The 14,097-nt window shown below is 55.6% G+C and carries 15 protein-coding genes; 5 read left to right on the forward strand and 10 right to left on the reverse strand.

Translation table 11 applies throughout. The annotated features are described in order from the left end of the window. From ACK4S7_RS00280 to mscL, 5 genes are all read right to left on the reverse strand, one after another. A partial coding sequence (locus tag ACK4S7_RS00280; protein WP_409643275.1) for an ABC transporter permease occupies positions 1–838 on the reverse strand: 838 nt, incomplete at its 3' end. 3 nt (positions 839–841) lie between these two features. Further along, positions 842–1,951, reverse strand: a complete 1,110-nt coding sequence (locus ACK4S7_RS00285; RefSeq protein ID WP_409643277.1) for a PotD/PotF family extracellular solute-binding protein — start codon at positions 1,949–1,951, stop codon at positions 842–844. Positions 1,952–2,089: 138 nt separating this feature from the next. Next, entirely contained in the window at positions 2,090–3,292 is a 1,203-nt protein-coding gene (locus ACK4S7_RS00290) for a serine hydrolase domain-containing protein (RefSeq protein ID WP_409643279.1), read from the reverse strand. Between the two features lie 17 nt (positions 3,293–3,309). Further along, entirely contained in the window at positions 3,310–4,563 is a 1,254-nt protein-coding gene (locus ACK4S7_RS00295; protein ID WP_409643281.1) for a class I SAM-dependent methyltransferase, read from the reverse strand. A 41-nt stretch (positions 4,564–4,604) separates the two neighbouring features. Next, a complete protein-coding gene (mscL, locus tag ACK4S7_RS00300) occupies positions 4,605–5,015 on the reverse strand; it encodes a large conductance mechanosensitive channel protein MscL (protein WP_409643283.1) in 411 nt (136 codons plus the stop codon). 160 nt (positions 5,016–5,175) lie between these two features. Here mscL and ACK4S7_RS00305 point away from each other — a divergent pair, with 160 nt between their 5' ends. The 4 genes from ACK4S7_RS00305 to ACK4S7_RS00320 are packed head-to-tail and all read left to right on the forward strand — an operon-like array spanning position 5,176 to position 7,824. Beyond that, the gene (locus tag ACK4S7_RS00305) at positions 5,176–5,784 is read left to right on the forward strand and encodes a LemA family protein (protein ID WP_409643285.1); all 609 of its coding nucleotides are present in this window, start codon (positions 5,176–5,178) and stop codon (positions 5,782–5,784) included. Positions 5,785–5,804: 20 nt separating this feature from the next. Then, positions 5,805–6,608 carry a TPM domain-containing protein gene (locus ACK4S7_RS00310; RefSeq protein ID WP_409643287.1) on the forward strand — a complete coding sequence of 268 codons (804 nt, stop codon included), beginning with the start codon at positions 5,805–5,807 and terminating at the stop codon, positions 6,606–6,608. Positions 6,609–6,619: 11 nt separating this feature from the next. Beyond that, a complete protein-coding gene (locus tag ACK4S7_RS00315; RefSeq protein WP_409643289.1) occupies positions 6,620–7,309 on the forward strand; it encodes a TPM domain-containing protein in 690 nt (229 codons plus the stop codon). Then, the gene (locus ACK4S7_RS00320; RefSeq protein ID WP_409643291.1) at positions 7,306–7,824 is read left to right on the forward strand and encodes an NUDIX hydrolase; all 519 of its coding nucleotides are present in this window, start codon (positions 7,306–7,308) and stop codon (positions 7,822–7,824) included. Before ACK4S7_RS00315 ends, ACK4S7_RS00320 begins: the two co-directional genes overlap by 4 nt. Here ACK4S7_RS00320 and ACK4S7_RS00325 read toward each other — a convergent pair. The 3 genes from ACK4S7_RS00325 to ACK4S7_RS00335 are packed head-to-tail and all read right to left on the reverse strand — an operon-like array spanning position 7,821 to position 11,634. Next, entirely contained in the window at positions 7,821–8,099 is a 279-nt protein-coding gene (locus ACK4S7_RS00325) for an ETC complex I subunit (protein ID WP_409643293.1), read from the reverse strand. The genes ACK4S7_RS00320 and ACK4S7_RS00325 overlap by 4 nt on opposite strands. Positions 8,100–8,155: 56 nt before the next feature. Further along, positions 8,156–10,576: an ATP-dependent helicase HrpB gene (hrpB, locus tag ACK4S7_RS00330; protein ID WP_409643420.1), complete on the reverse strand. Its 2,421-nt coding sequence runs from the start codon at positions 10,574–10,576 to the stop codon at positions 8,156–8,158. A gap of 44 nt (positions 10,577–10,620) precedes the next feature. After that, entirely contained in the window at positions 10,621–11,634 is a 1,014-nt protein-coding gene (locus ACK4S7_RS00335) for a polyprenyl synthetase family protein (RefSeq protein WP_409643295.1), read from the reverse strand. Positions 11,635–11,730: 96 nt separating this feature from the next. On the opposite strand from ACK4S7_RS00335, the gene ACK4S7_RS00340 reads away from it, so the two are divergent. Then, the gene (locus tag ACK4S7_RS00340; RefSeq protein ID WP_409643422.1) at positions 11,731–12,018 is read left to right on the forward strand and encodes a chorismate mutase; all 288 of its coding nucleotides are present in this window, start codon (positions 11,731–11,733) and stop codon (positions 12,016–12,018) included. Here ACK4S7_RS00340 and ACK4S7_RS00345 read toward each other — a convergent pair whose 3' ends face one another. Both ACK4S7_RS00345 and ACK4S7_RS00350 read right to left on the reverse strand, forming a co-directional pair. Next, positions 12,019–13,329 (reverse strand): sensor histidine kinase, encoded by a 1,311-nt coding sequence (locus ACK4S7_RS00345; protein WP_409643297.1) that lies wholly within the window; start codon positions 13,327–13,329, stop codon positions 12,019–12,021. Positions 13,330–13,412: 83 nt separating this feature from the next. Further along, positions 13,413–14,078, reverse strand: a complete 666-nt coding sequence (locus ACK4S7_RS00350; RefSeq protein ID WP_409643299.1) for a response regulator transcription factor — start codon at positions 14,076–14,078, stop codon at positions 13,413–13,415. Positions 14,079–14,097 lie beyond the last annotated feature (19 nt).

Genomic DNA, 14,097 nt, shown 5'->3' on the forward strand with positions numbered 1-14,097 from the left:
AGGACAAAGCCGCGCCAAACGGCCAGTCATTGGCGCGTTTAAACTGCCGTTCGATGACGTTTGCAATCATCTGGCTGTCGGTGCCACCCATCAGATCCGGGGTCAGATACGCCCCCAATGCCGGGATGAGCGTAATCATCACGCCTGCTACAATACCAGGCGCAGCGAGCGGCACAACGACTTGCATAAAGGTTTTGAAATGCCCGGCACCCAAATCAAGGCTTGCCTCAATCAGGCTTTTGTCGAGCCGGTCGAGCGCCGAGTATAACGGCAAGACCATGAAGGGCAGATGGACATAGACCAGCCCCAATACGACCGCAAAATTGTTGTACAGCAACTGGACCGGGGTCCATGCTTCAAGTGGTTGCATACCCACTAAAGTCCGCAACCAGCTTGCACCTTCCCAAAGGCCGCCCAGCCCCTTGTTCATGTAACCGTTGGTACCCATCAATGCCATCAACGCATAGGTCCGGATCAACAGGTTGGTCCAAAACGGGAGCATGATGCCTAGCAGCAACCAAGGCCGCCACTTCGGTGCGGCGAAGGTAATGGCCATTGCCACCGGAAAGCCGACAATGAGGCAAATTAATGTGGTCAGCGCAGCCACTGCAAGGCTTTTGAGAAATATCGATAAATACAGCCACTCGGTCGCCCGCTTGTAATTGTCGAGCGTGCCAGAGATAACAATATCGGCTGGGCCAGCATTTTGTCCAAAGCTGTATAGCCACACGATGGCCATGGGCGCGATGAAGAACAGGGCTAGCCAGAACACCGGTGCCGTTGCGACGGCCGCAAAAGGCTTCTTCTGGGCTTTCCAGTCCTGCAACGGCCCTGACATCAATTAAGCCGCCCGAACGCCGGTAAACGCCTCCTCATATTTCGGCTGAAGCTCTGCATCGAACTTGGCATATTCACATTTTGCCAAAATCGCGGCTGGCGGGAAAATGACTTGGTTGTCCTTATAGTCATCCGGCATCAGCGCTTTTGCCGCCGCGTTCGGCGTGGGGTAAAGGATCGTCTCGGTAATCTTCTTGCCCGCTTCGGCATCCAACAAATAGTTGATGAATGCATGCGCGTTCTTTGGATGCGGCGCACCTTTCGGAATGCACAGATTGTCGGAGTTTAACTGACTGCCCTCCTTCGGGATGACAAATCCGATGTCGGGGTCTTCAACCATCGCCTGCGCAATGTCGCCATTATATTCAAGGACGACATCAACTTCGCCCTTAAGCAGCAAGTCCTGACCATTATCTTCATGGAAGGATTTGATGTTCGGCTTTTGCTTGATCATCATCGCTTCGATCATTTTAAGGTCAGCGTCGGTCAGGCCATTGACCGATTTACCCATATATTTGCCGTAAAGGCGGAACATGTCCCCGGCCTCGGACAGCACCGCAATCCGGCCCTTATATTCATCGCTGTCGAAGAGGACCTTCCAGCTGTCCGGCACGGATTTCACTTTTGATTTGCGATAGCCGATGCCCAGCGCCAACCACGTATACGGCATGGAATATTTGCGCGCCGGATCATAAGGCACGTCTTGATAATCCGGGGCAACATTTTTGAAGTTGGGGATTTGCGTCTTGTCTAGCTCAACCAACATATCGGCAGCAGCCATGCGCTCGACAAAATCGTTGGATGGCACAATGACGTCATAGCCTTGGTTGCCCGCGCGCAGCTTGGCAAACAGTTCGTCGTTGCTGGCGAACAAGGTCATATTTACGTCAACGCCCGCGCTATCCTTGTAATCTTCTAACGTGGTCTCGCCGATATAGGTGTCCCAATTGTAGAAGTTGAGCTTGGCCTCTTCACCATTGGCGAGCTTTGCCGCCTCTTTCTCGCCGCATCCGGCCAGCGTACCCGTCAGCGAAAACCCGACGGCCGCAACGCCCATGCCCTTGAGCATTGCCCGACGATTACTGCCTGCGCGCAAAAACGTCTTAAAATCCATAGCAAATCTCCCGCTGAAAGACGAAACGTGTCAAACCCATGCTGGACTAATATCAAGACTTAGAAAAGCCCCTTTTTTCCACGCGTTGCGGCGCAATTTAATTGCTACTTTACGTAATTTTTGTGCACCGCAGCATAGCTATCTGGAGGCGGTATTTGTCTCCGCATCTACTGCCGCCTGAACCGCCTTATAAAACGCCTCGCGCTGCGCACCCACCGTATTAGGATCCGTCGCCCTGGGCCAATTGCTGTTCGATGCAATGACCAAATTGCGCTTGGGGTCGATGAAGATGCCCTGCCCGAAAATGCCTTGGGCGGCGTAACTGCCGTCATCATAAGTCCACCATTGGTACCCATAGCCTTTGCCCGGTATGCCGATGTCGGCTTGCTTGCTGGTTGCGGGCGCGATCCAATCATCGGGCAAGATGCCCACGCCATCGACTTTCGCACCGGCAAGCATGAATAAACCAAACCGCGCATAATCGCGGGTCGACGCCTGAATGCAACAACCACTGATCTCATGTCCAGTGGCGCCCAGGAGCCAGCTTGCATTCTGTTCCATGCCAAAGGGTGCCCAAAGTTTCTCGGACAGATATTCTGACAAGGTCTTATTGGTAGCCGAACTCACCAACACGCCAATCAAATTGGTTTCGCCGGTTTTGTAAACCCATTTGGAACCTGCAGGCGCTTCACGGGGCAGGTTGCGCATATAGCTGACCGTTACGTCCATGCCATTTTCGGCCTTGTGCTTGTTAAACAAGGCTACATCGGACTTGGGATCCTCATAATCCTCATTCCATTTGACGCCAGAGGTCATCGTCAACAACTGTTTGATGGTTACATCGTCATAAACCGAGCCTTTGAGATCAGGGATATAGGCCGACACCTTGTCATCGATGCTCTTGATGTAGCCATCCTTTATGGCTGCCCCGACCAGAGTGGACGTGAAGGATTTGGCAACCGAGAAACTCGTCCATTTGCCCTCGGCACTAAAATCTAGGCCGTATTTTTCCATCCGCACCTTGCCATCCTGAACTATGACAAGACCCGCGGTACGTTGAGTCTTCATGTAGGCGTCGACGTCAGTCCCGATCGTCAGCGGATTGCCCTTGGGTAAAGGATAAACCCTGTCACCAGTTGCTATGATGTTGGCTTTGGCAAGAATGGGAATACGGTCCATCGTGCGAAACGCAGCGTCGCGTTGCTCTACGCTCCAGAAAAGCACGTTAGCGTCCGTCGGCAGATGGGAAATGAGCGCTTTCATGTCCTTGTCCGCGCTGACCCAAAAACCGCCTGCTGCCGCCGCAACGACAATCAACAACCCCAATATCCATTTTATCATCCTGCTCCCCCAAAAGATTATTGTTTCGCCAAAGTGACCTGCGCAACATTGATGCCGCCGCCTCGGAATCCGCCTTCGCAATACATCAGATAATAACGCCAAAGCGAAATGAATTTATCGTCGAAACCGCCAGGCAAAGTCCCGCCCGCAACCGCGGCATCAAACCGCACCCGCCATTGCCGAAGCGTTTCTGCGTAATGCAGGCCAAAGTCATACTGGTTTTCCCAAGACAGTCCGCATTCACCCGCAATTGCCCGGAAGCGACTTTCGGACAGCAACATGCCACCGGGAAAGATGTAGTGTTGAATGAAGTCAGTGCCGCGCGCGTAGGATTCGAAGACATCGTCTTCGATCCGGATATACTGGATCGCCGCACGGCCCCCGGGCTTTAGGCACCGGGCGATAGATTTAAGATAAGCGGGCCAATATTGCTGGCCAACTGCCTCCACCATCTCAACGCTTGCGATCGCGTCATACTGGCCAGCCACGTCGCGATAATCAGTGAGGCTGACCTGTGCGTCGCCCAAACCTGAAAGACGCGCGTCCGCATATGCTTTTTGTGCAGGCGACAAAGTTATGCCGTGGTAATGGATATAGTTCGCCCGAAGTGCCGCTTCAGCCAGTCCGCCCCAACCGCAACCTATTTCCAGCAATTTGTCACCGTCAGATAGATGCAACCGCTTTAGCAGGCTTTGAATCTTGCGTTGTTGCGCGGTTTCCAATGCCTCATCTGCTAACATGGGCTCAGCGAACAAGGCGCTGGAATAAGTCATGCTCTCGTCAAGCCAGGCCCGATAGAAATCATTACCGAGATCATAATGGAACTCGATATTCCTGCGCGCGCCACTCCGGCTGTTGCGGCGCAAACTGTGCATTGCCAAGCCCGCAACCTTCGCTATCCCCGAAGACCGCGCAACTGTGCCAAGCGGCAATCGGTTACGCATGAACAGGTCGAATATCTGCACCGGGTTCGGGCTGCTCCACTCACCCGCCGCCCATGCTTCATACCAGCCGACTGACCCGCCGCGCACCAACCGGAGCAGCGCCTTCCAACTATGCAGGGTTACAACAGCCGTTGGCCCTGCCCCCCTGCCGCCGAGCAGCCGAGCCGACCCGTCGGGCAATATGCCCTCAATCGTCCCAAATTCCAGGCCATGATCGATCCGGTCGACGATACGTTCAAAGCCGCGCAAAAATAGCCCACCCGTAAAAGCACGCAACCCCGTAACGTGCGTGAAATGGCGGCCTCGATTCAAGTCGGCAGAATTCATGCAGCGCCTATGCTCCAGACATCACGGCATTGCAATTGGCGTTATTTCTTGCGCAACTCGTCGCGGATTTCGGCGAGCAGATCGACCTGCGACGGCCCCGCCGCGGTAGGCGGAGAGACGCGGTTTGCGGCGCGTACAATCATAAAAATAACGAACGCAAGGATCAGGAAATTGATTGTCGCCGTGATGAAGCTTCCCCACCCCAGAACATTCGCGCCCGCGACCTTGGCCGCAACCAATGACATGCCAGAGGTCACTTTTGCGCCGCCACTGAGCACGATATATTTGCTGCTGAAATCTACGCCACCGCCAGTCATTAGCGTAATTAACGGCATGATGACGTCGTCTGTCAACGACGCAATGATTTTCCCAAAAGCGGCGCCAATCAGAACGCCGACAGCCAAATCCAGCACGTTGCCGCGCATGATGAATGTTTTGAATTCCCACAACATTATGACGATCTCCCAAATGTGAAATATTGCAAAACATGCCATACAGGCCGCGCAAACGATAGCAGTCATTGCGAAAGCACTTCACGCGCCTTATGTATGTAACACACGCCCGTTAAAAGGCTGGATTTCTAGGCAATTGCCCAGTGGAGGAACTCGTTAAATGGTCAATAACTTTATGAAACTTCTTTTGGTACCCGTTGCAGCGGCGTCTTTGGCCGGATGCGGGATCAACAGCGTGCCAACGGCAGAGGAAAATGCTAAGGCGAAGTGGGCAGATGTGCAGGCCGCGTTTCAAGAACGGGCCAACCTGGTCCCCAATTTGGCCAATATTGTCAAAGGCGCAGCGGCGCAGGAAAACAAAACCCTTACTGAAGTTATTGAGGCACGCGCCCGCGCGACGTCGCCCAATATCCAAGTCAATCCGGACGATTTGAGCGACCCTGCCAAGATGGCTGCGTTTCAGGCGGCACAGAACCAGCTGTCGGGCAGCCTTTCACGGCTGCTGGTGTCGGTTGAACAATATCCGCAGCTGAAAAGCCAAGAAGGCTATCTGAAGCTGCAGGATCAATTGGAAGGTCAGGAAAATCGCGTCCGCATTACGCTGCGCGATTATAACGAAGCGGTCCGTGGGTATAACACCACCATTCGCACATTTCCGGACATTATTGGCGCAAAGGTCATTCACGGTGCAAAGCCGATGATCCCCTATCAAGCAACCACGCCGGGAGCAGAGACAGCCCCGAAATTGGATATGGCGCCAGCGGCTTAAGGCCTATTGGGGAATTGAACATGAATAAGGCCCTTGGCCTGCTGACTGCACTGCTGCTGGCCTTTACCGGCCAAGCAGCAGTTGCGCAGAATTTTCCGAAGCTGACTGGCCGGGTGGTTGATCAGGCCAACTTGCTTGACCCGCAACAGGAGGCTGCGCTGACAGCCAAGTTGGAAGGGCTGGAAACCCGCACTAAGCGCCAATTAGTGGTGGCAACACTTAATAGCCTCGAAGGCTATGAAATCTCGGATTATGGTTATAGGCTTGGTCGGACTTGGGCGATTGGGCAGGACGGCAAAGGCGAGACCGAGAAGGATAATGGCGCGATCCTGATCGTTGCCCCGAATGAACGCAAGATGCGGATTGAGGTGGGCTATGGCCTAGAGCCAGTACTTACCGATGGCCTGTCGTCAACAATCATCCGCAACGACATTACGCCGCGCTTTAAGGATGGCGATTTTGTAGGCGGGATCAACGCAGGCGTTGACCGAATAGTCACGCAACTTGAATTGCCCGACGACGAAGCCGCCAAGATTGCAAGCGCAGCGCAACAACCTCGCGTACGCGATGAAGGAATTCCGTTTGGTGCCATCATTTTCGTGCTGTTTCTAGTTTTCTTCGTGTTTCTGCCAATGATCCGGTCGATGAATGGCGGAGGGCGTAAACATCGACGCGGCGGCATGGGGCCAGTGATTATTTGGGGCGGGGGCAGCGGCTTTGGTGGCAGAGGTAGCGGATTTGGCGGTGGCGGCTTTGGTGGTGGCGGCGGCTTTGGCGGCGGTGGCGGCAGCTTCGGTGGCGGCGGCGCATCGGGTGGCTGGTAGGATGATTTGATATGGCCATACGTAAAATCAGTCAGATGACGGAAGCCGACCATGTGTTGGTTACCGCAGCAGTTGCCGATGCAGAACGGCATACCAGCGGGGAGATTGTCACGATTGTCACAGATTTGTCAGACCATTATGAAGATATCGCCATGGCTTGGGCAAGCGCAGTCGCGTTCATTGCCCTTGCAACTTATGCTACATTTCCTGACTTTTATATCGGCTTGATTAACGGTTTGTCGGGTGGGTGGGGCCATGAATACACGACGGGCGAGTACGTGGCTCTGTTGCTGACCGCCGTTGCGCTGAAATGGATAGGAACTTGGTTCATCCTTAAATGGATGCCTCTGCGCCTTGCGCTCACGCCAAAGTCGACGAAGCTGGCTCGCGTACGCAACCGCGCGATCAGCCTGTTCAAGGTCGGTACGGAGGCCAAAACCGTGGGCCGGACCGGCGTACTATTATATCTTTCGATGAAAGAGCACCGCGCGGAAATCGTGACTGATGAAGCCATCGCATCTAAGGTTGCTCCAGAAGTGTGGGGTGACGCAATGGTTGCCCTGCTAGATCAGGTGAAGGCCGGGAATCCGGGGACTGGCGTCGCCGCTGCTGTGCGGCAGATGGGCGTTGTGCTCGCTGAACATTTTCCCAAGGGCAGCGAAAATCCTAATGAAATCCCGGACAGGCTCATTGAAATATGAGTGGGCAGGACCAAGCGGAAACCATAGTGTGGCAAGGCCGCTTCATCACGGCGAAGACTCGCGGGCAATGGGAATATGTGAGCCGCGCGCGCGGCATCAAGGCGGCGGTCATCCTGGCACTTGAGGATGATCATGTCCTGCTCGTCGAACAATTTCGCGTTCCTCTGGGTGCGAATTGCATTGAATTACCCGCTGGCCTCATCGGGGACCATGAGGAGGGCGAAGACACACTTGAGTCCGCTGCCCGAGAATTGGAAGAAGAAACTGGCTATCGCGCGGAAAAATTGGAAATCGTCGGCCAGTTTTACTCGTCTCCCGGCATGTTAAGCGAGAGCTTCTCGCTCGTCCGTGCACGTGGCCTGACCAAGGTCAGTGAAGGCGGCGGGGTTGATGGCGAGAACATCACCGTCCACCGTGTTTCCTTGTCCGAATTGTCTCAATTTATTCAAGGAAAGCGTAGCGAAGGCTGCGTCGTTGACGTCAAGTTGCTGATGCTCCCCGGGATGATCGCTTAGCGAAAATTATCCGCATATGCCTGAAGCTTAAGTGTCTTGGGTGGCGTCGGAATATAGGTCGCGGCAATTCCCTTCTTCTCGGCATAGGCACGTGCCGCGTCAAGGCTGGGGAACGTCAATTGCACCTGGGCTTGCGTGTCGCCTGAGCCAGCCCAGCCCATCAACGGATCGGCCTTGCGTGGCTCTGCTGGCACATATTCAAGCACCCATTCGTCACGGCGTCCGCGGCCAGACTGCATGGCATTTTTGGGGCGCTGAAAGATACGGGCGGACATGGCATTTTCCTGATGATTAAACCTGATGCCGCCTTGCCCGAACACCATCTGAGTCGTCAAGCGTTGCGGGCTTGTGCCTTTTTCGTTTTAAGGCTGGCTACGCTTTCCCAAGGCGCTTCTGGCCAGTTGTGCTTGGGATAACGTCCACGCATCTCCTTCGCGACGTCACGCCAGCTTCCGCGCCAGAATTCAGGCAAATTGCGGGTTGTCTGGATCGGGCGACCAGCGGGCGATGTCAGGCTTAGGACAAGTGGTATGCGGTCCACGCCAACCACAGGGTGGCTATCAAGACCGAACAATGCCTGCACGCGCAATTCGACCGTTGGGCCTGCTTCTGCTGCATAGTCGATATCGTGGGTAGTTCCGGCAGGGCTTTTAAACGACGCTGGCGCAATTTGGTCGATGCGGATGCGCATGTCCCGACCGAGCATATACTCGAGTGCATTTGCCAAATCCGATGACGTCACGTCGCGCAGGCGATTGACCTTGCCGAGCAGCGGCATAAGCCATTGCTCTGCATTCTCCAGCAATTCATTGTCGCTAAGCGAAGCCATTCCGGCAAACTGCGCCCGCTCGCGAAGTGCACGCGACGAAGCTGTCCATGGCAGTGCATCTATCCCGATGTCGCGCACTGCCGCCAACAGAGCGCTTGCAACAGCCTGCGGGTTGGGCTTTTCCAACTTCCCCTCGCTCAACACTATTGCACCGAGACGCCGCTGAACGCGCGCATCGACCCGGTCGGCGCTTTTGTCATAGGACAGGATTTCCTGACTGGCGACGCGGTGGGCAAATCGGTCCAAAATTTCAGCCTCGTTCAATGCCGCCGCCGTCAGTATCCGCGCACCAGACGCGGCGCCTTGCACATCCGCCACGGCGAGCCATTCCTCACGCGCCAGCGGCGAGGCGGTGTCCAATAGCAGGCCGCGGCCCATGGCGCTGATCCATTTTTCGCCCTTGGCATCCCGGCGCTTGGCGATGCGGTCGGGAAATGCCGTTGCGACGAGTTCGCCGATGCTACGAGGTTCTGCGTCACCGCTTGTCCCACATAAACGCGCAATGCGCTGCGCCAGCTTTCGAGCGGCCTCTGCTTTTGAACCCTTTTCACGGACAAAACGCTTGAAGCGGGCCTCGATATCTTCCCCCTGCCCGCCAAGACCCCGTTCTTGCAAAAGGACGGCCAACATGGCCGCGTCTGAAGCTTGTCCACCCTCCGCTGCAGCGACGACCATATGCGCGAGATTCGGAGGCAAGGGCAGGTTGGCAAGTTTGTTGCCATGCGGCGTAATACGGCCACTCTCGTCAAGCGCATCTACCGAAACCAGCAGCTTGCGCGCTTGTTTTAGCGCAGGTTCAGGCGGAAGATCAAGCCAACGCAATTTGGCAGGGTCGCTTTCGCCCCAACGCGCGCAATCCAGCAACACAGGCGCAAGGTCGCTCTCAAGTATCTCAGGGGGGTCGAAAGGAGGTAAGCCTCCATTTCCTGCTTCCTCCCACAACCGGTAGGCTACTCCCGCTTGTTGCCTCGCAGCGCGCCCGGCCCGCTGGGTGACGGCAGACAGGCTCGCGCGTTCGGTGACGAGCCGAGTGACCCCCGCCGCTTTGTCAAATCGTGCGCGCCTTGCAAGGCCGCTGTCGACCACCACCCGCACGCCATCAATGGTTAAGCTGGTCTCCGCGATATTCGTGGCGAATATAATCTTGCGCCGGCCTTGCGGGTCACGCCGGACGGCAAGGCGCTGGGCAGCAGGGTCTATTTGACCGTGCAGCTTGTGCACGACAGTATCGTCGCCACAAACTCCCAAGGCGTCAAATGCCCGGTCAATTTCTCGCACGCCGGGCAGAAATACCAATAGGTCGCCCTGCTGCTCCGAAAGGGCTTGGCGAACGCTTCGCACAACGTCGGTTTCAATGGGCAGTTCGGTGCGGCGCCCAACATAATGATATTCCAAAGGCCATCTTTTGCCTCCGCTTTCCAGCACTGGTGCATCGTCCATAAGCTGCGAAAAACGCCCGCCATCCAGCGTCGCCGACATCGCCAGCAAACGCAAGTCCGGACGAAACGCAGCCTGCGCCTCCAGTGCCAAGGCGAGGCCGAAATCACTGTCGGTGCTGCGTTCATGCACCTCGTCAAACAACACGGCAGAGATGCCGGACAGCTCGGGGTCGCTGATAACCCGGTTCCGAAATATACCTTCAGTCATGACCAATATCCGGGTGTCGTGACCATGTTTGCTGTCCAGTCGGGTCGCATAGCCAACCCGTTGGCCTACTGCTTCGCCAAGATTTGCGGCTATGCGTTCTGCCGCCATGCGCGCTGCCAAACGGCGCGGGGACAGCAGGAGGATCTGTCCGGCGCAATAGGGCTGCGCTAACAACGCAGGTGCCACCATGGTGGTCTTGCCAGCACCCGGGGGCGCAATAAGCACTGCGTTCGGACTGTGACGCAACGAAGCCAGAAGGTCGGGCAGAACTGCCATGATGGGCAGTGCATCAGTTGGAGCGGACGACACCGCTTCGCCCGTCAATATGCGCGGGCTATCGCGAATTCTACTGCCTCAGTCAGCGCAGATTTGGCTTCGCCCGCCGGAAAATGCGCAATCGCGTCGATTGCGCGTTGGCCATAATGTCGGGCGCGGTCGAGTGTATCGTCAATCGCCCTATGCGCGCGCAGCAAGTTACAAGCATGTGTAAGGTCGTCGCTGGACACGCGGTTGCCCAGCATCGCGTCGCGCCAGAACTTCTGCTCTTCGGCGTTTCCACGGCAGTGCGCGAGAATCACCGGTAGCGTGACTTTACCGTCGCGGAAATCATCGCCGCTGTCCTTGCCCATGGTTGCACCGTCAGAGACATAATCAATGGCATCATCAACCAGTTGGAACGCAATGCCAAGGTTGCGGCCAAATGAATCAAGCGCCATTTCCTGCGCCTCGCCGCTTTCGGCCACGACGGCCGATATCCGGCACGCGGCTGCAAACAGAGCTGCGGTTTTAGAACCAATGATTTCGAGATATTTTTCCTCAGTGGTCGAAATTTGCCGTTGAGCGGTCAATTGGTTGACCTCTCCTTCAGCGATAACCGCAGATGCATTCGATAATATTTTTAGAACTTTAAGCGACCCATCCTCAACCATCAGTTCAAATGATCGGCTGAAAAGAAAGTCGCCAACCAAAACTGCTGCAGGGTTGCCAAAAATCAAGTTGGCGGCAGTCTTGCCGCGGCGCATGTCGCTTCCGTCAACTACGTCATCATGAAGCAGGGTCGCCGTGTGAATGAATTCTACGGCGGCTGCCAGCTTATGGTGACGTTCGCCAGGGTAATCCAGCAACTGCGCACAGGCCAAAGTCAGCATTGGCCGCATTCGTTTGCCGCCGCCAGCGATCAAATGCCCTGCAAGTTCTGGGATTAGCGGGATTTCCGACTGCATGCGATCAAGGATGACTGCGTTGACCTTATTCATCCCCGGCGCCACCAATTTGAGGATCGGGTCTAGCGATGGCGATTGATGTCCGCCGATTTTATGGATTGTTGCAGTCATAATGCTCCTGCTCTGACGACAGCCGCGCTGATAGGCAAGTGCAAATGGTGTATTTCCCCTTGTCCCTTTCGATCAATATCGGCACAGATGAGCAAGATGAACGACAGTGAAACCCTATCTCGATTTCGCGACAGCATCGACAATATCGATGCCGCCTTGGTTTTCATGCTCGCCGAGCGGTTCAAGATAACGCAGGCTGTGGGGGAGTTTAAAGCGAAATCGTCGCTCCCGCCCGCTGATCCGGCGCGCGAGGAAAAACAGATTGAGCGGCTTCGTCAACTGGCCCGTGACGCTAAACTAGATCCTGACTTTACGGAAAAATTCCTTCGCTTCATTATTGACGAGGTCATCCGCCACCATCAGCAGATTCGCGACGGCAGCTAGTCAGCTTATCGCTTTCGGCAGCCTCAGCCGCGCCAACAGTCCACCGAGATCCTCGCTTTCCTCCAGCGCGACTGTCCCGCCGTAAATTTCCACGACGTCACGAACAATGGCAAGGCCAAGGCCGGTGCCGGGCTTGCCGGTATCTAGCCGTGCTCCGCGGTCAAACAAGCGCTCGCGTTCACTTTCCGGAATGCCGTTGCCGTCATCTTCAACGATAATTTCCACAAAATCGCCAACATCTTCAACGGTCACGAAAACACTGCCCCCACCATATTTGGCAGCATTTTCGATCAAATTTCCCAGCATTTCATCCAGATCCTGCCGCTCCACCCGCGCCGCAACTTCTTTATCACCGGCCATATCCAAGCGGACATGGGCATACAGGCGGCCGACGGCGCGTTCTACCGACTCCAGGCTGCCCCAAACCTGTGCGCGGCTATGGCTGTGGCCCCGCCGGCCCACCGCGCGGGCACGGGCCAAATGATGATCCACCTGCCGTCGCATTGTCGTAGCTTCGCGAATAACGGTTTCTGCTAGATCGGGGGCCTGCGCTGTCGCGCTGTTCATAATAACCGTCAGCGGCGTCTTTAATGCGTGCGCCAGATTGCCAGCATGTCGGCGCGACTCTTCTGCCTGTTTTTCATTATGGTCGAGTAAGGCGTTCAACTCATTCACCATCGGCATCACCTCGTCGGGCAAAGCATCGGTGACACGGCTTTCTTTTCCACTTCGCATCTGGGCGATAGCCATTCGTACCGCGCGCAATGGCCAAAGACCATAAAAGGTCTGCAAAGCTGCCAAAATGATCAGACCGAGCGCCAGCAAGAAAAAGCTGATTACCAATACAGACCGCAGTTCCTGAATTTGCGCATCAAGACTATCCCGACTCTGCGCCACCATAAAAGTCCAGGCAATGTCCGAATCCGGAAGCTTGATAGCACGCTCTGCGATACGCAGGGGCTCTTCAGCAAATTCGCTGCTATCGCGAAAATGAACAAACTGGTCATTATGGTCGGCGGGTGGACTTAGCGTGCGATCCCACAACGACCGTGAGGGAAAGGGCATCGCGCCTTTTCCGGTAATTTGCCAGTAAAGCCCGCTGTTCGGCTCAAGAAAACGTTGATCCCCCAGCGGGCGGTTCATCCGGATTTCACCGTCCGGGCCAATTTCGGCGGACGCAATCATCGCGGTCAGCACATACTCCAGCTGATTGTCGAAATTTTGCTCGACCGAATTGGTCAGTACGCGGTCAAGCGCAGCCCCGCCCCCGATCAACAATATCGTAATCCACGCCGCCGCTGTCAGAATCATCCGGCGGGTGAGCGATCCAGTACTTTGGAACTGACTGCGCCAGGTCGGCGGCTTTGGTACAGAGTTATTGACCACCGGCGTTTTCAGCTGACAGGTTCCTCAAGACTGTAGCCAAGGCCCCTGATCGTAGAAATGACGTCCTGCCCCAATTTCTTCCGAATGCGGGTGACGAACACTTCGATTGTGTTGGAATCGCGGTCAAAATCCTGATCATAAATATGCTCGATCAATTCGGTCCGCGACACGACCTTGCCCTTGTGGTGCATAAGGTAGGACAGCAATTTATATTCCTGCGCCGTCAGTTTGACAGGTTGTCCGTCAAGTGTCACGCGACCGGAGCGAGTATCTAGCCGGACAGCGCCGACATTAAGCTCGCTAGAAGCGTTGCCCGATGCACGGCGTATGAGCGCGCGCAGGCGAGCAATCAGTTCTTCTGTCTGGAAAGGCTTTGCCAGATAGTCGTCGGCGCCCGCATCAAGGCCAGCAACCTTGTCCGACCAGCTATCGCGCGCAGTCAGGACCAGTACAGGGAATTTCCGACCTTCTTTGCGCCAGCGGTCAAGTACCGTCAGCCCGTCAATCTCGGGCAAGCCAAGGTCAAGAATGACAGCATCGTAATTTTCGGTCGAACCCATATAGTGGCCGTCCTCTCCGTCGACAGAGAGGTCAACGGCATAACCTGCACCCTCAAGCGTCGATTTGAGCTGCTTGCCTAAGGTGGGTTCGTCTTCCACGATCAAGATGCGCATGCTGTCCCCTTATAGTTGT

The organism is Sphingorhabdus sp. (assembly GCF_046292425.1).
GTDB lineage: Bacteria > Pseudomonadota > Alphaproteobacteria > Sphingomonadales > Sphingomonadaceae > Sphingorhabdus_B.

Bases quoted from the DNA above. Each gene is read 5' to 3' on its own strand.
- ACK4S7_RS00285 (WP_409643277.1), bottom strand. From the start codon at position 1,951: ATGGATTTTAAGACGTTTTTGCGCGCAGGCAGTAATCGTCGGGCAATG.
- ACK4S7_RS00290 (WP_409643279.1), bottom strand. From the start codon at position 3,292: ATGATAAAATGGATATTGGGGTTGTTGATTGTCGTTGCGGCGGCAGCA.
- ACK4S7_RS00295 (WP_409643281.1), bottom strand. From the start codon at position 4,563: ATGAATTCTGCCGACTTGAATCGAGGCCGCCATTTCACGCACGTTACG.
- mscL (WP_409643283.1), bottom strand. From the start codon at position 5,015: ATGTTGTGGGAATTCAAAACATTCATCATGCGCGGCAACGTGCTGGAT.
- ACK4S7_RS00305 (WP_409643285.1), top strand. From the start codon at position 5,176: ATGGTCAATAACTTTATGAAACTTCTTTTGGTACCCGTTGCAGCGGCG.
- ACK4S7_RS00310 (WP_409643287.1), top strand. From the start codon at position 5,805: ATGAATAAGGCCCTTGGCCTGCTGACTGCACTGCTGCTGGCCTTTACC.
- ACK4S7_RS00315 (WP_409643289.1), top strand. From the start codon at position 6,620: ATGGCCATACGTAAAATCAGTCAGATGACGGAAGCCGACCATGTGTTG.
- ACK4S7_RS00320 (WP_409643291.1), top strand. From the start codon at position 7,306: ATGAGTGGGCAGGACCAAGCGGAAACCATAGTGTGGCAAGGCCGCTTC.
- ACK4S7_RS00325 (WP_409643293.1), bottom strand. From the start codon at position 8,099: ATGTCCGCCCGTATCTTTCAGCGCCCCAAAAATGCCATGCAGTCTGGC.
- hrpB (WP_409643420.1), bottom strand. From the start codon at position 10,576: ATGGCAGTTCTGCCCGACCTTCTGGCTTCGTTGCGTCACAGTCCGAAC.
- ACK4S7_RS00335 (WP_409643295.1), bottom strand. From the start codon at position 11,634: ATGACTGCAACAATCCATAAAATCGGCGGACATCAATCGCCATCGCTA.
- ACK4S7_RS00340 (WP_409643422.1), top strand. From the start codon at position 11,731: ATGAACGACAGTGAAACCCTATCTCGATTTCGCGACAGCATCGACAAT.
- ACK4S7_RS00345 (WP_409643297.1), bottom strand. From the start codon at position 13,329: ATGATTCTGACAGCGGCGGCGTGGATTACGATATTGTTGATCGGGGGC.
- ACK4S7_RS00350 (WP_409643299.1), bottom strand. From the start codon at position 14,078: ATGCGCATCTTGATCGTGGAAGACGAACCCACCTTAGGCAAGCAGCTC.